The organism is Paenibacillus sp. FSL H8-0261 (genome assembly GCF_045040645.1).
Lineage (GTDB): Bacteria > Bacillota > Bacilli > Paenibacillales > Paenibacillaceae > Paenibacillus_AQ.
Genome location: NZ_CP150297.1, coordinates 4,478,523 through 4,498,761, shown reverse-complemented (window position 1 = coordinate 4,498,761; position 20,239 = coordinate 4,478,523). Strand labels below are relative to the sequence as shown.

Here is a 20,239-nt window from a genome sequence, read left to right as displayed (position 1 = left end):
CTACTTCCTTCCTGAAGTCTTTTTGTATAAATGACGACTACGAGGTGAATGAAGCAGTAGCTTTCTCGGCAGAACGAAAATTGAAAAACGTACTTTTTTAAGGTCAAGTGGAGCCAACGAGTCTAAATACGGCTCGCCTAATGAACGCAAGGTAGTCAGATGAAGATAAATCAGTATAAAACCAACCATGATACCAAGCCCTCCGAACGTTGCCGCAAGAATCATTAATGGAAACCGCAAGATCCGCAGTGCAATGGCCATATTGTATTGAGGGAGAGCAAAAGAGGCAATCCCCGTTAAGGCGACGACAATAACCATAACCGGAGAGGCAATTTGCGATTGTATAGCTGCTTGTCCTATGACCAATGCACCAACGATGCTGACGGCTGACCCGATCGGTCTAGGCAAGCGTATGCCCGCCTCTCTTAATAGCTCAAAGAAAAATTCCATGATTAATGCCTCGATCAAGGCAGGAAAGGGAATGCCTTCGCGCGTGTTAAGAATGGCAAGTAGCAAAACAGTGGGAATTAGTTCGGAATGGAAGTTAGATAACGCAATATAGGTGCTAGGCAATAACAGCGCGATAATGAAGGCAGCCACTCTAATCAACCGTATTAAAGATGAAAAAATGGTTCGGTAGTAATAATCCTCGCTATTCGTAAAAAATTCCATGAAATTTCCAGGACATATCAATATGGAAGGACTTCCGTTTACCATAGCAATAATTTTCCCGTCAAGTAGAGCGGTTATAGCTGTATCTGGTCGTTCTGTGTAGCGGACTTGTGGAAAGGGAGAGTAGAGAGAATCCCCGATCCACTCTTCGAGATAGGATACGTCAATAATCTCTTCCTTTTCAATATCAGCTATGCGTTGCTTGAACTGTTGTAATGTTTCTGGTTTCACTACTCCATCCAGGTAACCAAAGGACAACGTTCTTTGAACCTGCTTACCGGAAGTGAAGAACTCAAACTTAAGATTAGTAGTCTTTAATAAGCTACGAATAACACCAATATTACGCTCCAAGCTTTCTATAAAGCTGATGTGTGGGCCCTGTACGGTTGGCTCAGTAATAGGCTCAGAGGTTTGACGCTGCTCAACATCAAGGGCATAATATGCGACTGCTTTCTGCCAGCCATCAAAGAGAATTACAACCTTTCCGTCAAGAATTCCCTTAACGGCATGATTGATATTGTCCATCAATTCAAGGAGTGGGGAAGTAACCCCATTTTGTTCAAAGAAAGAGATGACATCTTTAACATTTACATCTGAGGCGGGACCTAGCTCATGCGGAACTAGATTTTGCAAAGTATCTTTAAAATGATTTGTAGGGTCAGACTTGGTAAGTGTATTGAAGTAGATTGCCAAGGCTTGATACCTAAGATCAGGGCCATAATTCCAAGGGATAATCTTTAGATCTGAACAATTGGCAAAACAATCGCTAATCATCTGCAAATTGTCCTCGAGAGATTCAGAGATGGCATGGGACAAAGGATCCTTGATTGAAAGCTCATTTTTGGTTTCTGTTTGTGGATGCAGCTTAGGATTTGCCGGAGGTATCTTGGGGCTGAAAAATTTCCGCATGCAGTTCTCCTTAATAAATTAGATGTTAAGTGATTTTTATCTTCTCCCTGATTTAGGAATTTATTCTAGTTAGATGTGTGCTTTAATCTGAATGCAAATTTAGATTGATCAGATTGCTTTTTCACTAATGGAGCTTGATTCTCAAATCCCATCTTTATGGGATTGGTCCTGGCAATGGATCTACTTATAATTGTTAGTAATTCTTAGACAAATATGAGTGGGGACGGGATCAGTATGATTGTTGCAAAAAATACAGAGCTAGCGGGCACCCGCAGGCGACTGTTGGGGATGATGGCGGCTATTTGTATGGGAGCTTTTATTTCCCATTTTACAGCCGGAATTATGAATGTATCGCTTCCTTTTTTTATAAATCATTTTCAGACGGAGCTTGCAAAGGGTTTGTGGATCACAACAGGGTACCTACTAGTGATTACTGCGCTTCTCCCTGTGATGGGAAAACTGGGTGATCGTTATGGGTTTCGCCGCATTCATAATCTCGGATATGTGATTTTTACAGTTGGTTCGATCTTGGTCGCTTTTTCACCTAGTCTGCCAATATTGCTTACGCTTAGAGTTGTGCAGGGCATAGGCGCTGCGATGTTCCAAGCAACGAATATTGCGCTCATCACCATCCATATGCCGAAAGAGAAAAGAGGACATGCACTCGGAATTCTGAGTACGGCAGTCGCACTGGGCGGGATGACAGGCCCTATTGCGGGAGGGTTGATTGCGGAGTGGCTTAGCTGGCAGTGGCTATTTTTGATCCATGTTCCTGTGGCGATTGTGGCTACAGTTATGGCATACCGGTACATTCCGAGCCGTGTGCAAGATCGTAAATCGGGAACTGTCAGCATCGTGGGGGCTAGCTTGTTCATGGTATGGATCACCTTGCTTCTTCTCGTGATAACAAATGGGAGCAAGTGGGGGTGGGTGTCTACGCAGACGATGGCGAGTTTGATGGGGGTTATCCTGCTGTTGGTCACGTTTCTATTATGGGAACGGAGGCAAAAGACACCTTTTCTACCTCTTCGGGCGCTGAGAATTCCTTCTGTGGCGGGTGGCTTGATCGTTAGCTGTGCCTCTTTTATTCTTTCTAATACCTTGCTTGTCCTTATTCCATTTTATTTGATGGGAGCAGCGGTTCAGTTTTCGTCCTCCACGACCGGTTACATTATGGCGGCTTATCCCATTGCATTGGCCTTTGCAGGTCCACTTGCAGGCTACTGGTCCGATCGTTATGGTTCTCGTCGGCTGATGCTTATGGGGCTGAGTGCTATGGGAGGCGGGTTCGTCCTGTTGCTAGTATTTTTAGAGAATATCCCGGTCTATGGAATCGCTGCGATTCTATGTCTTATTGGACTTGGGATGGGGCTCATTGCTTCTCCGAATAATAGCTATATTATGCAGCAGACGCCTAAGGAACACGTAGGTTCAATTGGAGGAATAATTGCCTTAACACGAAATGCGGGGATGGTGTTTGGCTCAGCACTTGGACTTGGAATGGTGAGTGGAGAGTTAGGACAGGAGAGTCCGCTTCAGGCGTTCAAAATGGTTTTTGGGATTAATCTTTTCATTTGTATAGGCGTTAGTATAATGATGGTTGTTATCAATAGACGGCCATTTAAATCTGCTTGATCTAAAAAAAAATGTGTGTGTAATCACAACTCAAGGTTTGGTGTTCTGTTACGTTGAGAGTAACGAAAGATTATCTAAATATGGAGGATAACGATATGTTTTGTTACCAGTGTGAACAGACACCGACTGGCGGTTGCACCGTTGTTGGAGTATGCGGCAAAAATGAAACCATTGCGAGTTTACAGGACACGATGATTTTTGCCTTAAAAGGAATTGCAGCTTATGCAACACATGCTCGGCAGCTAGGATATAGCGATCCTGAAGTGGATCGTATTACCCACGAAGCTTTGTACATGACCTTGACCAATTCCAACTTTAATACGCAGGAGCATTTGGAAATGGCGATGAAGGTTGGAGATGCGGCGGTTCGCGTCATGGATCTGCTGGATCGTGCGCATACGGACCGCTTCGGGATTCCACAACCAATCACAGTCAGCCAGAATAAAATTGAAGGTCAATGTATTGTGGTGACAGGGCATAACCTGTATGCACTCGAGGAATTGCTGCAGCAGACGGAAGGAAAGGGCATCAACATCTATACCCACTCGGAAATGCTACCTGCCCATGGCTATCCTGCGCTCAAGAAGTATAAACATCTGAAAGGCAACATCGGCAAAGCTTGGTACGATCAACGCAGACTTTTCGAGCAGTTTCCTGGTGCGATTCTTGCAACTACAAACTGTGTGATGCCGATTAAGGGTACGTATGCAGACCGCTTTTTCTCATATGAAGTAGCAGGGCTGGAAGGTGTAGCGAAAATCACGAATGACGATTTCTCCCCACTGATTAATCGTGCGTTGTCATTACCTGCGGCTGATGTAGAGTCAGATCTGGTACTTACGACAGGATATCATCATGAAACAGTAATCGGGCTGGCACCAGAGATCATTCAAGCTGTCAAAGATGGGCATATCCGCCGGTTTTTCGTCATTGCAGGCTGTGACGCGCCAGGTAAAGGTGGGAATTATTACCGCGAGTTGGCGACCTCCTTACCGAACGATACCGTCATTTTAACCACTTCTTGCGGAAAATTCCGCTTTAATGACGTAGATTATGGAACTGTTGGAGACACAGGCATTCCGCGTTATATTGACCTTGGGCAATGTAATAATTCTGGTTCTACGGTGAAGATTGCTTTAGCTCTGGCTGAGGCATTTGATTGTACGGTGAACGAGCTACCTGTCAGCATCGTGCTGTCTTGGTTTGAGCAGAAAGCAGTAGCCATTCTGCTTGGTTTGTTCAGTCTTGGCATTCAGGATATTCGTATCGGACCGAAACCGCCTGAGTTTATCTCGGATGGGGTGTTGGATGTGTTGGTAGAGCTCTTTGGATTGAAGCTGATTACAACTGCCGAGGAAGATATGAATGCGATGTTGGCGTTGTCGTAGGTTAATATGGGTGCTTAACACTTGAGACATATGGAGTGCTGTGTGTCATTGGTTAGGGCACAACATTTAATATTGTAAGACTAAGCTCAAGCTGAGAAAAAAGCTTGAGCTTTTCTTGCGTTTTGAAGACAAGCTAACATACAAACACACGTTACGACTGGGGGGATCGCTTTTTCAGGGTTATTGTCTACAGTTATGAATTGTATATTTTTATATTGTTTCGTAGCTGTGCTAAAAATTTATTTGCTGCATTAGAAAACACTTGATGTTTTTTCCAGATAATATTTAAATTAGCCTCTAATTTGGGGTTTAAAGGTTTAAAGCAAAGCTTGCTATCTCCTGATGTATTAATAAGTTTATCCAAGCACAATGCATGTCCAATATTTTCCTCTACCATTCGTGCAGCATTGTAAAGTAGATTATAAGTTGCGACAATATTGAGATCCTCAATATTCGCTCCAAACCATCCTGTGAATTCGTTGCTGACAGCAGTTTGACGTGAAATTAACAGTGGTTTATCTATTAAATCTATTGGCTGGATGAACTGCTTGTACGCTAGAGGACTATCTTTGCGCATTAAAACACCCCAAACATCAGTAGCAGGTAATTTTATATAATCATATTTTTGTTTATCTGTGGGTTCTATGACAATGCCAAAGTCTAATAATCCACTGTCTAACCTGCTAGTAATATCGTCAGCATTACCACTGTATAAATCAAATCGAATACTTGGATAATGTTCAAGTAATTCTTTTGATGCTCTGGCAATGAAATTCATAGCTTCTGTTTCACCACCACCAATGTAAATTTCTCCGCTAATCAGTTCTTTTGATTCTTTAAAACTGGCTTCGGTTTTATCTACTAGCTCAACGATTTCCTTCGCTTTTTTAAATAAGTACTTCCCTTCATCTGTTAAAGTAATTTTCCGATTTCCTCTTTCAAATAAAGTTGCTCCTAATTCCATTTCAAGGTCTTTTAATTGTCTTGATAATGTAGGTTGAGACAAATGCAGCTGTTTTGAAGCAGCCGATATATTCTCTTCATTCGCTACAGCAATGAAATAGCGTAATACACGAATTTCCATAACAGTCTCCTTATTATATCTATGCTTAAAAAGCATAAGAGTGTATTTGGTATAAGTATTAGTCATTTGAATCATATCAACTTATGATGTGAATGAAAAGGGATGTGAACAAGGTCGCTAACATATGAATCGAATTATCAGAAGTATAATTAAATTGGGCTGGTGATTTTTAAAAATGGAGATGAAAGAATTTATTGATTTTTGTAAGAAGGGAAATTCAATTTCGGGTGAGGATAAAGAATTGTATGGATTATTAACTCAATGCAGTTATCAAGCTCAAAAGATCACCATGGAATTGAATACATCCTATCATTCAAAAGAAGAAATAGTGGAGATTTTTAGTGAACTTACAGGCAATAAAGTTGATTCGTCGTTTATGTGTTTTCCGCCGTTTTATACAGACTTTGGGAAAAATATTACTATAGGAAAGAATGTGTTTTTCAACATAGGCTGTTCCTTCCAAGATAGAGGTGGAATTAGTATAGGGGACGGTACAATGATTGGTATGAATGTCACGATTGCTACTCTTAATCATGGGTTACCTTCAGAAACGAGAAATGTAACCTATCCCTCTCCAGTTATCATTGGAGACAATGTATGGATTGGGTCAAACGCTACCATACTGCCCGGGGTGACGATTGGAGATAACTCTGTTGTTGCGGCAGGTGCAGTTGTCACAAAAGATGTTCCAGTGAATACTGTCGTTGCAGGAGTACCGGCAAAAGAGCTTAAAAAAATTATTAACAATTTGTAATACATCTTAAAAACTCAAGCGTAACGCCGCTTGAGTTTTTTCATGCATGCATATTGCATTTCGTTGGTAATAATCCAGGTACACAAGCCAAAACGATCATAATAAAGATTCCCATCAGTGATTACTGGCGGGGTTTTGTTATATGATTAACCCCATTTCACGGAGTCTATCTTTAATTTTCTTTATACGAGCTTCTTTTTCGGTAGCTTCAGTTAATACCACCACAGATGTTTCGTTATACTTCTTTATAATCCTCTTTAAAGTTAATTCTTTCATATCCTTTTTACTCTGCATTGTAACACGAGGGACAATGGTATGGTTTTCTATGGTCTTGGGATCTGCAGAAATTCGTTCTAGTAAACGAAGTAGAAGCATCAGTCTTTTGTGTCCCAACCTCGGAACTTGGTATAGTTTTTTCCATGTGGAATTTAGTAGATGATCAAGGTTTATATATCCCTTGCAGTATAGAGCATTTATGAGGCCCGTTAAATTTGGTCCCTGCTCTTCTGCATAAGCAACAGTTGCAATACAAGCAATATCCTTACTATAAAGATGCGCTGGAAGTGGGAAAAATTGTATTAATGCCGCATTTCCATCGATGATGTCATTCATGATGATTTACCTCCATTAAAATATTTGGTCATTATTCATGTTTAGAATTCTGGTGAAGATTGTGCAAAGTATTAATACACTCTGCATTATTAAAACCTAATCAACTGATCATTTTCTGAACATCAGCAAAGCCCATTGCCTGAGCTTGTAGAATATTCAGAAGATTTTACTATTTAATAAGTAACAATCGACTCCAATATTCGCTGCTGCGCTTCGTAATCAACGCTAAGTAATGGTATGATGTAGGCATCAATTTTATGGGGTGCACTATAATGGATATTCGAATCAAAGAACTGCTTGATGCCACACAGCAAAAATATGGATTGGACAACTACTACTTACACTCTCATGAAATTTATCGCGATGTTACGATACTGGGAGAGACCAACTATTTTCTTAGTATGGAATGGTTTCCTGCACATATGAAGGAATGGAAGGGCGATTACAATCCGGAAGGAACTGCCGTCATCACGATTGACCTACAATCCCGCAACTATAAAAGTGTGATTTTTGTTGGCGGGATATCTTATGCGAATGGGACACCATTCCAAAATATAGATTTTAACGGAGTCATCCGGTGGATTGAAGATGAGGCAAGGATTGTATACGGTAAACAATTCCACTTAGAGAAGGAACAGATTGGAGAATATCATTTTATTGAAAAAATAGGTAGCATACCAGTCACTCCTGGTGGACGGATCGAGCTTCGCTTCGATGCGGAAGGCAGGCTTGTTTTTTACAGTGTATATGGCCAGTTTCCTTCCAGCTCCATTGTGCACAAAGAGAACTATACTCTCACACTTCAAACGATAGAGCCACAGGCGAGGAAACAACTACAGCTTATAGAATATCCGGTGTACGAGACGAAGCAACTCCTGCCGATCTATGGGATAGAAGAAATCTACATTTCAAATGACGGAACAACCACCATCCCATTTGAGTTTATATCAGGTACGAGAGCACGACTGAATATTGATCAAGTAATACATTGGGAGCAACAGAATACGGAGCTGGAGCCGTTCGAAAGGACGGAGATACGCCTACTTGAGGTTGTTTCCATTGAGCAGGCAATAGCTAGTGAGCCGCATCCGGACTCATTTCCTATCACAGACGCAGAACAAGCCGAATGTATAGCCGCAGTCGAAGCTGGTTTAAGCCAGCTCTTTCCGGATGAATCCGGAGAATGGATGTTGAAGACTTTTCAACGGGAAAGAGGACATATTCAGGCAACACTGAGGATGAAGGCGCCAAGTAATCGTATATTCCAGCGTAAGATCCTCCTGTTCATCGATGTGCAGAATTATAAGGTTATAAATTATATGGATAACAAGCCAATGCTCGATATGTTTGATGAGTTCAAGAGCGAAGAGGGGATTTCTGTAAGCCATGACGAAGCTTATGACAAGCTCAAGGGATGGTTCGAATTAACACCCGTCTATGTGTATGATCCTGGGCAGAAGAAGTATGTGCTGTGCGGGAAGTTAGATTGTAATTATGCTGTGAAGGCCACTAGTGGAGATGTGGTGGAGTTGAGTAGTTTGGAATGATAGTGCAAGCTTTCTTATACTGAGTAGGACGAATAAAGGTAATGAAGTATAGTAAGGTGATGCAAATATAATAAAATGAGTAGAACTTACTAATTTTGTGAGTTACTTTGGGAGTTGAAAATATGACGACAGCTACAGGAACCAAGGAAAATCCTTGGAAGTTAAAGACACCACCGCAAACATCCGAGTATGAAATGTACAAGGTCGAAAAAGACGGTAAAGAAATTATAGTTTGCACTGTAGGGAAAACGGTTTTGCATTATGACTACCGCTGTATTGAAGATCTGCACGCCATGCTTATACAAAATGGTGATTGGATGGAGTTAGGAAGTGCTGATGAGCAAAAACCAGCAAAAGAAGGTACCGTTGAAGCATGGGGGCGTTCACCTGAAAACCCTGTCGGCGGTTGGTATGGATTAAAGAAGGGACTTCGGGGGCGATTCGGAATGTATATCCCACCGTTGCTCGAAGAATTGGGTCTTGCGGAAGTAGAGCATAATCCAAGAAACAATCGGATGAAAGCGATCTTGTAAACGAAGGAGAGCCTAAAGGCTCTTCTTTTTTTGAGCCATGCCCCTAACCGGTGGTCTTTCGTACACATTGCAGTGATTAATTTAGTTACAAAACGTTTTTTTTAGTTACATAAACTTTCAAGAGCAGGGCCTTTGCCGTTAAGCTGATTGTAAAAATATTCACAAGGGGGCAAAGCTATAACATGAATAAAAAAGTAACCACTGCTCTTATTCTCGTTCTCTCAGTCATGCTTGTTATCACAGGATGTGGCAACAGCAACAGCAGCAATGGAAATGGGAACAAGAACACCAGCAAGAACACCAGCAAGAACACCAGCAAGATCAACGAGACAAAGGAAACTGAAGCCGTTTCGGGAGCATCCAAAGCTAGCTATACACCGTACGATCAACTAAAAGATAAATATGACATCATCATTATTGGTGCAGGCGGTGCCGGAATGTCTGCTGCACTTGAGGCGAGAGCAAAAGGTATGAACCCGGTTATTTTTGAAAAAATGCCGGTTGCCGGCGGAAATACAACAAAATCATCTTCGGGAATGAATGCTTCTGAAACGAAATTCCAAAAAGAGCAAGGCATTGAAGACAGCAATGATCTGTTTTATGAAGAGTCCTTAAAAGGTGGCCATGATACGAACGATAAAGAGATGCTTCGTTTCTTCGTAGACCATTCCGCAAGTGCGATTGATTGGCTGGATTCTATCGGGATTAGATTGAATAATATCACGATTACAGGCGGGATGAACGAAAAACGCACACACCGTCCTGAAGATGGCTCTGCAGTAGGACAATACCTTGTCAAAGGTTTGGTGAAAAACGTACAAGAACAAGGCATTCCCCTTTTTGTGAACGCCAATGTCAAGGAAATTACCGAAAAAGACGGTAAGGTCAATGGCGTCAAAGTTATCTTTGACCAAACGGAAGAGAAAACGATTACAGCGTCTGCTGTCGTGGTGACAACCGGCGGTTTCGGCGCCAATTTAGACATGATTTCAGGAGTCAGATCTGATTTGGAGGGGTACGTTACCACCAACCAGCCGGGCAGCACCGGTGACGGTATCAAGATGATTGAGAAGCTCGGCGGTACCACAGTCGATATGGATCAAATCCAAGTTCACCCGACTGTGCAGCAGGAAAAATCCTATCTCATTGGGGAGGCTGTTCGTGGGGAAGGAGCGATCCTGGTTTCAAGTGTAGGCAAACGTTTCACAAACGAACTGGATACAAGAGATAATGTCACCGCTGCAATCAATAAGCTTCCTGAGAAGTCTGTGTTTCTTGTATTTGATTCCGGCGTAAAATCTCGCGCTAAAGCGATTGAACAATATGAAAAAATGGGCTTCGTTATCCAAGGAGATTCGATCGAGGCTTTGGCAAAAGAAATGGACGTACCAGCAGATCAGTTGAAAACTGCACTGGACACATGGAACAGCGCGGTGACGAATAAACAGGATGCCGACTTCGGTAGAACGACCGGAATGGACAATGACTTGTCCGGCGCGCCATATTATGCAATTAAAATCGGCCCGGGAATTCACTACACGATGGGAGGAGTGAAAATCAACACCAACACAGAAGTTTTAAATAAAGACGGACAACCGATTCCAGGCCTTTTTGCAGCAGGCGAAGTTACCGGAGGCTTGCATGGTCAAAACCGGATCGGCGGTAACTCTGTTGCGGAAATCATTATTTTCGGCCGCCAAACGGGTATAAAATCCGCTGAATTCGTAAAAGCACAATAAGTTATCCTCCTGCCTCTTTTCGGCTTGGCAAACAAACGCTTGGGCTCATCTTAGCCATGCGTTTGTTGTGTTATTATGACGGTGTAGCGTATAAGGTCATAGCGATCCTTGCACGTATACGTTAGAATGAAGAAAAATTTCCGGAGGGACAGCTGATGAAAATTGGCAAACACACACTTCGGCTGCAAACTACAATTACTTTGATGATTGGTGCAGTTCTTATCATAATGCTGCTAGTGGTCTATGTGCTATTTAGTATAAAGGTTTCCTCACAAACAAAATCCTCGTTGGAACAAAAGGCTGTGATCATTTCCCGTACGTTATCGCGTAACCCTCTAATTATTGAAGCGTTAAACAAATCACGCAGCTCGTCTGAATTGCAAAGCTACACTGAGGAAATCCGATTGTTGAACAATGTGGAATTTGTTGTGGTCATGGATATGAATGCAATCCGATATTCCCATCCGGACAAGGACAAAATTGGTAAGCATTTTATCGGTGGCGATGAAGCTGCAGTCTTGCAGGGGCGGGAAAGTATCTCGGAAGCCGAGGGTTCTTTGGGCCCATCTGTAAGAGCGTTTTCACCTGTCTTTTCTGCAAGCGGGAAACAATTAGGAGCGGTGGCAGTAGGAATATCACTGGGAAACATCAGACTTGCCATAAGAGAGAACGTGGGAATCCTTTATTGGGGATTGCTTATAGGCAGTCTAATAGGGGCTGCGGGAGCATTTCTGCTGGCACGTGTTATCAAAAAAATGATGTTTGGCATGGAACCGGCCGCTATTGCTAAGCTTTTGGAAGAGCGCAACTCCATGCTACAGTCAGTTAGGGAGGGAGTCATTGCCGTTGATAAAGAGTCACGTATTACTTTGATTAATACAGAAGCCAGGCGTTTGCTTGCAGCCATTGGCATGCAGGATGATCCCTTGAACCAGTCGGTAGAGAGCTTTTGGCCATCACTGCGGATGAATACAGTGCTCAAAACCGGTGAAGCCAGCCAGGACTTGGAGGTGGAGCATAGCGGTGTTACGTTACTGGCAAACGTGGTTCCCATTCATGTAAAGGGGGCTGTAGAAGGTGCAATTGCCACATTCCGTGATAAGACGGAGATCAGCATACTTATGGAAAGGTTATCTGGCATCTCCTTATATGCTGAGGCATTGCGTGCCCAGGCGCATGAGTTTATGAACAAGCTGCATGTAATATTAGGATTAACACATATGAAAAGGTATGATCGGTTGGAGGCGTATATAACAAGTACTGTCACAACAACACAGGCAGAGATGGGAACGGTGGTGAGACAAGTGAAGGACCCTGTGATGGCGGGATTTCTATTGGGTAAGCTGAGCCGGGCCAGAGAAGCCGGAGTTCGGCTGGTGCTTCTGGAGGATGGGGTTCTGCCGGAGCCTAGCGATCCGGAACGCTCCTGCCAACTCATTACGATAGTAGGTAATCTTTTGGATAATGCAATGGAAGCGCCGGAAGGTAGAGGCAGCAAATATATTCATTTCAGCTTTCAATATCAGGATAAGACGCTGATAGTTACGGTTAGCGATAATGGAAGCGGTATCCCAGATGAGAAATTGCCGCTTATTTTTCAACAGGGGTATTCGACAAAAGGAAATGACCGAGGCATCGGCTTGTATCTGGTTGAGCGGAGCCTTAAAGCTATGGGAGGTAAGATTGTTTGTGAAACAGGAAAGGGAGAAGGGACTCGATTTACGGTTAGTTTACCCTATCGAGCAAAGAGTGATGGTCAATGATTAGTGTATTGATTGTAGAAGATGATCCGATGGTAGCCGAGATGAATAAATTCTATCTGGAGCAAGTGGAAGGTTTTCAGTGTAAAGGCTGGGCAAAATCAGTGGGTGAAGCTCTCCTCAAATTGGCAGATGAGTCTTTCGAGCTGATTCTGCTGGATATTTACATGAAAGAGAGCAATGGATTGGAACTGCTGTCCGCTCTCCGTCGAGGCAGCAAACGAATAGATGTGATTATCATTTCGGCTGCGAGCGATAAGGACAGTATCCGAGACGCGCTTCAGAACGGTGCAGTCGATTACCTTATCAAACCGTTTGAGTTTCAACGCTTTCTCGCAGCCCTTTCCGCCTACAAGGAGCAGCATTTTCTGTTCCGCAATCAGGATTCCCTGGATCAGTCTGAACTAGATAAGCTAACCGGGTATAGGAAAGAGCCCTCGGCCGTTCAGGATTTATCCAAGGGCTTTACCCGGCATACATTGCGGACGGTCTGGAAAGCGGTGGAGACCCATAATGCAAATTCCTTTAGCACTGAAGAGATTGCAGTTAGTTCCGGAATCTCGCGGGTTTCGGTCGGGAAATATCTTGCCGTCCTCGTAGATATGGGAGCGCTGAACAGTGAATTGACCTATGGCACCATAGGAAGACCTGTACAGCGATATCGCATGTCTTCCCGCGGCAGTTCTGTGATTTCTAAATTCATATAATTTTTTGGAGTGGGCCGCCGGTTCCGTGTTTTATAAGGAATCGGCGGTTTTTGATTGCCTATTTTTGATAGCGCTTACTTTAATAATTTTTATAATTCAATCAATAATTACGTAAAAACAAAAGCGCTTTCATTTCCGCTACTATAAGGCTAGAAAAGAGTTTAGGAGGAAATGAAAAATGCAAAATACGATTCCATCACCTGTTTCCCAAGGAAAGGAAGGTCCCCTGCCAGAAAAGGCTGCCTTCATTCAAAAATGTAAGCAATTTAAGGTGGGTGTCTTTCCGCTCCCTGTGTATCTAGCTCTGGCAGTGGTCATTCTTCTTGCAAGTGTGGCGGGGAAGCTACCGAATGACATGATTGGAGGGTTCGCTGTCATTATGGTTCTGGGTATTCTGCTGAGTGATATCGGTATGAAGCTTCCCTTGTTGAAAAATATAGGCGGCCCCGCAATCATGGCCCTTATGATCCCATCCCTGTTAATTTACTTGAATTTGTTCAACTCTACTGTGACAGACGCTGTCACTACATTGATGAAAGAGGCCAACTTTCTGTACTTGTACATCTCCATCCTGGTGAGTGGCAGTATGCTCGGTATGCACCGCAAAACATTGGTAGCGGGTATTACGCGGATCTTCATCCCGCTGATCGTCGGGACGATTGCCGCAGTTCTGGGCGGACTACTGGTAGGAACGCTCACAGGTTATAGCATGTATCATACTTTCTTCTTTATTATCGTACCGATCCTTGGCGGTGGAATCGGTGAAGGCATTCTTCCTCTCTCCATTGCATACTCAAGCATTCTGGGTGGACACGAAGCGGGTTATTACGTATCGCAGATGATCCCGTCGGCAATTATCGGCAACGTATTCGCCATCATTGTGGCGGGCTTCCTGAAACGTCTGGGCGAGAAAAAGCCCCATCTAAGCGGTAACGGTACACTAGTCAAATCCGGTGACGATCTACAGCATGACAATCCGGATAACAAACCCAAAGATTTCATGATGATGGGTGCGGGACTTCTGATCGCATGCAGTTTCTTCATTGTTGGGGCATTGCTTGCAGATTATGTAGGGATACCCGGACCGATTGTCATGATTCTGATGGCCGTACTGATCAAATGTGTCAAGGCACTTCCCGAAAGATTCGAAAATGGGGCTTACCAGTTGTATAAGTTCGTTGCTGGTAACCTGACATGGCCGCTCATGGTAGGTTTGGGCATGCTATACGTTCCTCTGAAGGATGTAGCTGCCATTATCTCTCTACCTTATGTGCTGACCTGCCTCGCCATCGTCTTCAGCATGGTGGTTTCCGGCTATTTTGTGGGAAGAAAAATCAATATGTATCCTGTCGATGCGGCAATTGTAACCGTCTGCCATAGCGGCTTGGGTGGAACCGGAGATGTAGCCATTCTCTCTGCCTCCAATCGTATGCAGCTCATGCCTTTTGCCCAGATCTCCACCCGGATCGGCGGCGTCAGCACTGTTATTGTGGCAACTATTCTATTGCGGTTTTGGAGCTGATAGGATGTCAAGCATATGGCCAGAAAGCTTATATAGAAAAATATATTGCAATTAACAGGAGGAACAGTAATGAAAATAATGGATGAAGTAATGAAGATGCATGTCGGCGGCAAGCTGGAGACCGGCTTGAAGAACCCTATTCGAAGCATGGAGGATTTATCCAAGGTATATACACCCGGAGTAGCTAAAGTGTGTCAGGCTATCGCCGCAGACCAAGATAAAGCATACGAATATACGATTAAGAAAAATTCGGTGGCGGTCGTTAGTGACGGAACAGCTGTACTCGGACTTGGCGATATCGGTCCCAAAGCAGCCATGCCGGTCATGGAAGGCAAAGCAGCGTTGTTCAAACAGTTTGCAGATGTGGACGCTTTCCCAATCTGCCTGGATACAAAAGATACCGAGGAAATTATCGCGATTGTCAAAGCAATCGCCCCTACCTTCGGAGGCATTAATCTTGAAGATATTTCTTCGCCACGTTGCTTTGAAATTGAAGCGAGACTTAAGCAGGAGCTCGATATTCCAGTCTTCCACGACGATCAGCATGGAACGGCGATTGTGGTACTGGCTGGAATTTTGAATGCGTTAAGAGTATGCAACAAGGACATTAAGAATGTAAAGATAGTGGTGAACGGTATTGGAGCCGCCGGTATCGCCGTATCCAAGATGCTCCTGCATGCCGGTGCTGTAAATTTGATCGGTGTGGACCGCCAGGGTGCAATTAACCGTGCTGTCCATTGCGATAAATCGCATTGGAGCGAGTTTGCACTAATTACAAATCCTCATCTGGAGATAGGTTCCTTATCTGAAGTTATTCAGGGTGCTGATGTATTTATCGGACTATCCGCCCCCGGTGCCTTAAAGCTAGGTGATGTAAAAAGAATGGCTGCTGATCCGATTGTATTTGCCATGGCCAATCCTACTCCGGAGATTGATCCTGAAATTGCCGCGCCTTACGTCAAGGTTATGGCGACAGGGCGCTCCGATTTTCCTAACCAAATCAATAATGTTCTCTGTTTTCCCGGTATTTTTCGTGGAGCCCTTGACTGTGGCGCTACTGAAATCAATGAAGATATGAAACTGGCTGCTGCAGAGGCGATATCTTCGGTAATTGACGCCAGTGATCTTCATGAAACTTATATTATGCCGAATGCGTTTGATCCACGGGTAGTGGAGCGTATCCGGGAAGCGGTTATTCGAGCGGCGCTCAAGAGTGGTGTGGCAAGAATAGGTACGTTAATGGAAAGCAATAATACATGATGTTAGGTAACTCTGCCTTATGCTTGTTTCTCCATTCGCTGGAAGAATATCCAAGCATGTCGGCGTAGGTATAACGCTTCGCGGTGGATTGCTGCTAGCGATCATTGGTTTGGCTTCTATGGGGATGATTTCTAATCTGCCGCTTCTTATTGTGATGAGCATCCTTTTTGTGGCGGGGATGGCACTAGCCGTTCCTTCACTTGTTTCGCTTGTTGGGCAAGTGGGCGGCAAGATGCGCGGGATAGCTGTATCTGTATATACTTTTATATTGTTTACAGGCACAAGCTTTGGTCCGATTATCTCGCTTCAATTGATGAATCATGTAAGTTATTTAATTACGTTTCTTCTATTGGCATGTATTCTGTGCATTGGGTTGCTAGCAGCATGTCTTATTCATCATGAGGAGGCAGGGGAGTTAAACAGCCAGTAAATTTGTGATCAATAAACAAAAGACGATGAAATGACATCATAACGATTGTTTATTCAAGGTAACTTCTTTTGAAGTTACCTTTTTACTTTGAAGTCACGTGGGCCCGTAATGTGGTCTGGAGAAGCTTATGTCCTAATGAAAATAGTTGTATAAAAATTTGATATACGCGCAGAGAAATTCCGGTGAATAGCGTCAAATAGAAGTGGACGTTAAAAAGATTTAATTTGGTTCATTATGTTCCTTGTTACAGTCGAACAGTGCTTAAGCTTTTTGTAAGAATCCGATAAGAAAAAAGAAAGTTCTGTTATGTACAATGTATGAAATGAGAGACTATAACTGTATTAAGGATGGTGGATGAGTTGGGTTTCAAAATACGTAAAACCACAGTGCAATCCGTCTGGATGATGTGGGAAAAAGCTTTTGCGTTGCTTTCACATTTTCGCGGATCGCATAAGTCGAGTTTTGGTATATGTACCGTGATGCTAAAAAAACACCGAGGACAGCCAATTGTATGCCAGGACGCCACGGTCATCAACCAGGGGGAGTGGGTGGGAGAGCTCCACCTCGATAATGGAAGCATCCTGAAGTTGATCCAGTCCGAAGGATCGGATCGTGCTGCACTCCAAACGGCTCGCATGCTGCGTAAATCAATGCAGCAAATCAATGAAGCCTTCGAATCGCAGTCCGAGTTCAGGCAGGTCAAGGCTTTATTGGGGATTACACTGCTCCATCGGGGATTAACACACGGTCTTGGTTTTGAACAACAAAATATAAAGTCCGGTGTTTTTGAACGCATCACCACCATTTATCTTCGATTGCTGCTGTCTGCTATGCATCCGGAAGGGAGACACAGAATCAGTCGGCGAACCGAACAACTGGTCCCGATGTTACTGATTCATTCACGGGCCTCACTGAAGAATAGGTTCTCACCCGGACAGAACTACTCTGGATAAGTCTTAAGCTTGTTATATGGAGGTGTAATTATTCTTACATATTTAATAGGAGGGATACTATGTACCGCCACTCTTTACATGTTTATTCCGAGTTTGATTACGCGAGTGAGCGGCTTTGGTTTCTTTCGCAAAGGAACGGTAAAAAAACAGGTGGCATTCACTTTTGACGATGGGCCACATCCGAAATATACGCCGATATTGCTGGATTTATTGAAGTTGCATCAAGTGAAGGCTACTTTTTTCGTGCTAGGATCGAGAGCGGAGCAGTATCCAGACCTGATCAGAAGAATGGATCGGGAAGGCCATCAGATTGGCATCCATAATTATTGTCATACCTCTAACTGGCTGATGCTGCCCCGTACGATTAGGCGAGAACATCTGGACCGCTCTGCTGATATTATAGAGTCTATAGTCGGAACCCGACCCAATCATTACCGTCCACCCTGGGGATTAATCAATCTATTTGATTTCTTTCGATACAAACAGTATCGAATTGTTCTATGGTCGCTGAAGGCAGGCGACTGGAACACCCGGGTCTGTCAAACCCGGATGCAGGCCACTCTGTTAGGTGGAATCACCGATGGCTCCGTTGTCTTACTTCACGACAGCGGTGAGACTGTGGGCGCGGACCGGCATGCTCCTTATTTTATGTTGCAAGCTTTAGAGGAAGTGCTAAACCAACTACAGGCAAGAAACCTGCAATTTGTTCGTCTTGACGAAATGTCTTGACGTATTCCAGTGTTTTTGCTGTTAAGACTTAAATTGTTTGCGGAAGCAGAGCGGCGAGATGCCCATCAATAATTTGAAGGTTCGTCCAAAATGGGAGGTGTTATCAAACCCAACCATTCCCGCAATTTCAGTAACATTAAAAGAAGAGCCGACCAGCAAATCACGCGCTTCTTTAATGCGGATGTTATTGATATATTCAATGAAGCTGAACCCGGTGGCTTCTTTAAAAGTTCGGCATAGGTAGGAAGAGCTTATGTCGAATTTCTGTGAAATCTCACAGAGCTTAAGCGGTTCCATATAATGTTGATTTACATAATTAACGATGTCCAGGACTTTCTTGTGTGTACGATTGGATTCCACCATTGGAGCAACACGGCTGTCGAATAGTTTACGATTAAGATAGAGGAGCAACTCCACCAATAATAGTTGTTGGTACTGTTCATATCCGCGGGCTTGCTTCTTTCCCTCCTGAATCATCTTCTGAAAAAGCTGTTCGATGAAATACTGATCTATACCGGTCATCTTCAAAGCGCGGTAATCACTTTTGAACAATTCGAGCAGTTCCTCACTTTGACCACCGGTACAAAAATGCTGCAGGAATTCTTTTTTAAACAGCAGTGTAACCCGTTCATACATATTGCAGCCGGAATTAACCAGTTTGTGCATTTCGTGAATATCCATAAATAGCAACGTACCGCCCGCAACCTGGTAGGTTCTGTCCCCTATAAAATAATAAAAATCCCCGGATATTAAATACAGAATCTCATATGCATCATGATAGTGTCTTGAAGGCATGCTGGTGTATACCTGTTTCTTGCGGCTGATCTCAAAAAGAGTAGACTCATAAAATACCGGTTTCATTCAGCACCTCCTAAGAGGATTGTAGACTTAATCTAGGGGTTATAGCAATATATGTATAAAAATTAATAATTACAAGAAAATACGTGCTGTTTGGACAAACTTTTTGAGATAAGCTTAATTTGAATTACCAAGTGTTGGAAAAAGGAGGGCTGTCATGCTCAGCTAGGTTGGGGATAAGGTTCGCTGCCACTCAAAGTTAAAGCGCTTAAACTATTTAATCAAAGGAGAGATTGCGGTGCTTAATTCAACGAATAGTAAGGTTTCCAAGAAGATGAGATTTTCATTGATGATCCTGCTCAGTTTTTCAATGATTTTTTCTTATGGCTATCTGTCCAGTGCATCTCAACAGAAAAGTTATGCGGCAGGGAACCCTGATTCTAATTTCTCACCGGCAACACTTCAATTCTTGCGCGACAACACAGGTCTGGATGGTGAGCAGTGGAACAATATTATGATGCTTGTCAACAAACCGGAGCAGGACGATCTGAACTGGATCAATTTTTACGGATATTGTGAAGATATTGATGATGACCGCGGATATACGATTGGAATATTCGGTGCGACTACAGGCGGCTCAAATGATACCGGTCCCGACGGTCCGGATCTGTTCAAGGCATATGATGCTGCCAAAGGCGCGAGTAATCCTTCGGTTAAAGGCGCATTGGCCCGGATCGGTGTCAAGGGTTCGATGAAAGGGAAGATCCTCGAAATCAATGAAAGCGAAGAGAGCTTCTGCAGAAAAATCGGAAATTTGCAAAATGATCCCGAGTGGAGAGAGGCTATGTGGAAAACGTTCTACAATATCTACATTAAATACAGTGTGGAGCAGGCCCGCAATCGCGGCTTTAACTCGGCATTAACTATTGGTTCCTTCGTGGATGCAGCGCTGAACCATGGAGCTACTGGCGGCTCCGAGACTCTTCAAGGGCTTTTGGGTAAATCAGGAAGCAGCACAGATGAGAAGACTTTCATGACCAAATTTTATAAAGAACGGACCAAGATTGTGGATACTAATGAGTACAACTCTCCGCCTAACGGCAAGAACCGTGTGAAGCAGTGGAGCAATTTGCTCAACATGGGAGAGACAGACCTGAAGGGTGCAGATTCGGCAGTCCTTCAAGTCACCGACTGGGAACTCCAATAA

General features: G+C 43.5%; 17 protein-coding genes and 1 pseudogene. 14 read left to right on the top strand and 4 right to left on the bottom strand.

The features are described from left to right. Positions 1–1,581, bottom strand: coding sequence for a spore germination protein (locus MHI27_RS20035; RefSeq protein WP_405174547.1), 1,581 nt, complete (start codon positions 1,579–1,581; stop codon positions 1–3). A 234-nt stretch (positions 1,582–1,815) separates the two neighbouring features. On the opposite strand from MHI27_RS20035, the gene MHI27_RS20030 reads away from it, so the two are divergent. Beyond that, a complete protein-coding gene (locus MHI27_RS20030) occupies positions 1,816–3,216 on the top strand; it encodes an MFS transporter (RefSeq protein ID WP_405174546.1) in 1,401 nt (466 codons plus the stop codon). 95 nt (positions 3,217–3,311) lie between these two features. After that, positions 3,312–4,604 (top strand): hydroxylamine reductase, encoded by a 1,293-nt coding sequence (gene hcp, locus MHI27_RS20025; RefSeq protein ID WP_042189677.1) that lies wholly within the window; start codon positions 3,312–3,314, stop codon positions 4,602–4,604. Between the two features lie 193 nt (positions 4,605–4,797). Here the strand turns inward: hcp and MHI27_RS20020 are convergent, their stop codons facing one another. Beyond that, positions 4,798–5,688 (bottom strand): LysR family transcriptional regulator, encoded by an 891-nt coding sequence (locus MHI27_RS20020; protein WP_405174545.1) that lies wholly within the window; start codon positions 5,686–5,688, stop codon positions 4,798–4,800. A gap of 175 nt (positions 5,689–5,863) precedes the next feature. Here MHI27_RS20020 and MHI27_RS20015 point away from each other — a divergent pair, with 175 nt between their 5' ends. Continuing rightward, positions 5,864–6,442, top strand: coding sequence for a sugar O-acetyltransferase (locus tag MHI27_RS20015; protein ID WP_405174544.1), 579 nt, complete (start codon positions 5,864–5,866; stop codon positions 6,440–6,442). 138 nt (positions 6,443–6,580) lie between these two features. Here the strand turns inward: MHI27_RS20015 and MHI27_RS20010 are convergent, their stop codons facing one another. Then, positions 6,581–7,054 (bottom strand): hypothetical protein, encoded by a 474-nt coding sequence (locus MHI27_RS20010; protein WP_042189671.1) that lies wholly within the window; start codon positions 7,052–7,054, stop codon positions 6,581–6,583. 272 nt (positions 7,055–7,326) lie between these two features. Here MHI27_RS20010 and MHI27_RS20005 point away from each other — a divergent pair, with 272 nt between their 5' ends. The 10 genes and pseudogenes from MHI27_RS20005 (at position 7,327) to MHI27_RS19960 (ending at position 18,234) form a co-directional block, all read left to right on the top strand. Continuing rightward, a complete protein-coding gene (locus MHI27_RS20005) occupies positions 7,327–8,601 on the top strand; it encodes a hypothetical protein (RefSeq protein WP_405174543.1) in 1,275 nt (424 codons plus the stop codon). Positions 8,602–8,723: 122 nt separating this feature from the next. Beyond that, a complete protein-coding gene (locus tag MHI27_RS20000; protein ID WP_042189670.1) occupies positions 8,724–9,134 on the top strand; it encodes a DUF6855 family protein in 411 nt (136 codons plus the stop codon). A gap of 182 nt (positions 9,135–9,316) precedes the next feature. After that, positions 9,317–10,873 (top strand): flavocytochrome c, encoded by a 1,557-nt coding sequence (locus MHI27_RS19995; RefSeq protein ID WP_405174542.1) that lies wholly within the window; start codon positions 9,317–9,319, stop codon positions 10,871–10,873. Between the two features lie 155 nt (positions 10,874–11,028). Then, complete coding sequence (dcuS, locus tag MHI27_RS19990) at positions 11,029–12,636, top strand: DcuS/MalK family sensor histidine kinase (protein WP_405174541.1); 1,608 nt, start codon at positions 11,029–11,031, stop codon at positions 12,634–12,636. Beyond that, entirely contained in the window at positions 12,633–13,340 is a 708-nt protein-coding gene (locus tag MHI27_RS19985; RefSeq protein WP_405174540.1) for a response regulator, read from the top strand. The genes dcuS and MHI27_RS19985 overlap by 4 nt, the downstream gene beginning before the upstream one ends. Before the next feature lie 178 nt (positions 13,341–13,518). Continuing rightward, positions 13,519–14,862, top strand: a complete 1,344-nt coding sequence (locus MHI27_RS19980) for a 2-hydroxycarboxylate transporter family protein (RefSeq protein ID WP_076286515.1) — start codon at positions 13,519–13,521, stop codon at positions 14,860–14,862. Between the two features lie 69 nt (positions 14,863–14,931). Continuing rightward, a complete protein-coding gene (locus MHI27_RS19975; RefSeq protein WP_405174539.1) occupies positions 14,932–16,122 on the top strand; it encodes an NADP-dependent malic enzyme in 1,191 nt (396 codons plus the stop codon). Positions 16,123–16,141: 19 nt separating this feature from the next. Beyond that, positions 16,142–16,552: pseudogene (locus MHI27_RS19970) on the top strand (MFS transporter); the annotation flags it as partial. Positions 16,553–16,899: 347 nt separating this feature from the next. Next, positions 16,900–17,505, top strand: coding sequence for a YkoP family protein (locus tag MHI27_RS19965; protein WP_179085852.1), 606 nt, complete (start codon positions 16,900–16,902; stop codon positions 17,503–17,505). A gap of 78 nt (positions 17,506–17,583) precedes the next feature. Further along, positions 17,584–18,234 carry a polysaccharide deacetylase family protein gene (locus tag MHI27_RS19960; RefSeq protein WP_405174538.1) on the top strand — a complete coding sequence of 217 codons (651 nt, stop codon included), beginning with the start codon at positions 17,584–17,586 and terminating at the stop codon, positions 18,232–18,234. A gap of 21 nt (positions 18,235–18,255) precedes the next feature. Here the strand turns inward: MHI27_RS19960 and MHI27_RS19955 are convergent, their stop codons facing one another. Continuing rightward, positions 18,256–19,095, bottom strand: coding sequence for an AraC family transcriptional regulator (locus tag MHI27_RS19955; RefSeq protein WP_042189655.1), 840 nt, complete (start codon positions 19,093–19,095; stop codon positions 18,256–18,258). Positions 19,096–19,366: 271 nt separating this feature from the next. Here MHI27_RS19955 and MHI27_RS19950 point away from each other — a divergent pair, with 271 nt between their 5' ends. After that, positions 19,367–20,239, top strand: coding sequence for a chitosanase (locus MHI27_RS19950; RefSeq protein WP_405176772.1), 873 nt, complete (start codon positions 19,367–19,369; stop codon positions 20,237–20,239).

Coding starts and splice junctions, on each gene's coding strand:
- MHI27_RS20035 (WP_405174547.1), bottom strand. CDS start 1,581: ATGCGGAAATTTTTCAGCCCCAAGATACCTCCGGCAAATCCTAAGCTG.
- MHI27_RS20030 (WP_405174546.1), top strand. CDS start 1,816: ATGATTGTTGCAAAAAATACAGAGCTAGCGGGCACCCGCAGGCGACTG.
- hcp (WP_042189677.1), top strand. CDS start 3,312: ATGTTTTGTTACCAGTGTGAACAGACACCGACTGGCGGTTGCACCGTT.
- MHI27_RS20020 (WP_405174545.1), bottom strand. CDS start 5,688: ATGGAAATTCGTGTATTACGCTATTTCATTGCTGTAGCGAATGAAGAG.
- MHI27_RS20015 (WP_405174544.1), top strand. CDS start 5,864: ATGGAGATGAAAGAATTTATTGATTTTTGTAAGAAGGGAAATTCAATT.
- MHI27_RS20010 (WP_042189671.1), bottom strand. CDS start 7,054: ATGAATGACATCATCGATGGAAATGCGGCATTAATACAATTTTTCCCA.
- MHI27_RS20005 (WP_405174543.1), top strand. CDS start 7,327: ATGGATATTCGAATCAAAGAACTGCTTGATGCCACACAGCAAAAATAT.
- MHI27_RS20000 (WP_042189670.1), top strand. CDS start 8,724: ATGACGACAGCTACAGGAACCAAGGAAAATCCTTGGAAGTTAAAGACA.
- MHI27_RS19995 (WP_405174542.1), top strand. CDS start 9,317: ATGAATAAAAAAGTAACCACTGCTCTTATTCTCGTTCTCTCAGTCATG.
- dcuS (WP_405174541.1), top strand. CDS start 11,029: ATGAAAATTGGCAAACACACACTTCGGCTGCAAACTACAATTACTTTG.
- MHI27_RS19985 (WP_405174540.1), top strand. CDS start 12,633: ATGATTAGTGTATTGATTGTAGAAGATGATCCGATGGTAGCCGAGATG.
- MHI27_RS19980 (WP_076286515.1), top strand. CDS start 13,519: ATGCAAAATACGATTCCATCACCTGTTTCCCAAGGAAAGGAAGGTCCC.
- MHI27_RS19975 (WP_405174539.1), top strand. CDS start 14,932: ATGAAAATAATGGATGAAGTAATGAAGATGCATGTCGGCGGCAAGCTG.
- MHI27_RS19965 (WP_179085852.1), top strand. CDS start 16,900: ATGGTGGATGAGTTGGGTTTCAAAATACGTAAAACCACAGTGCAATCC.
- MHI27_RS19960 (WP_405174538.1), top strand. CDS start 17,584: ATGTTTATTCCGAGTTTGATTACGCGAGTGAGCGGCTTTGGTTTCTTT.
- MHI27_RS19955 (WP_042189655.1), bottom strand. CDS start 19,095: ATGAAACCGGTATTTTATGAGTCTACTCTTTTTGAGATCAGCCGCAAG.
- MHI27_RS19950 (WP_405176772.1), top strand. CDS start 19,367: ATGAGATTTTCATTGATGATCCTGCTCAGTTTTTCAATGATTTTTTCT.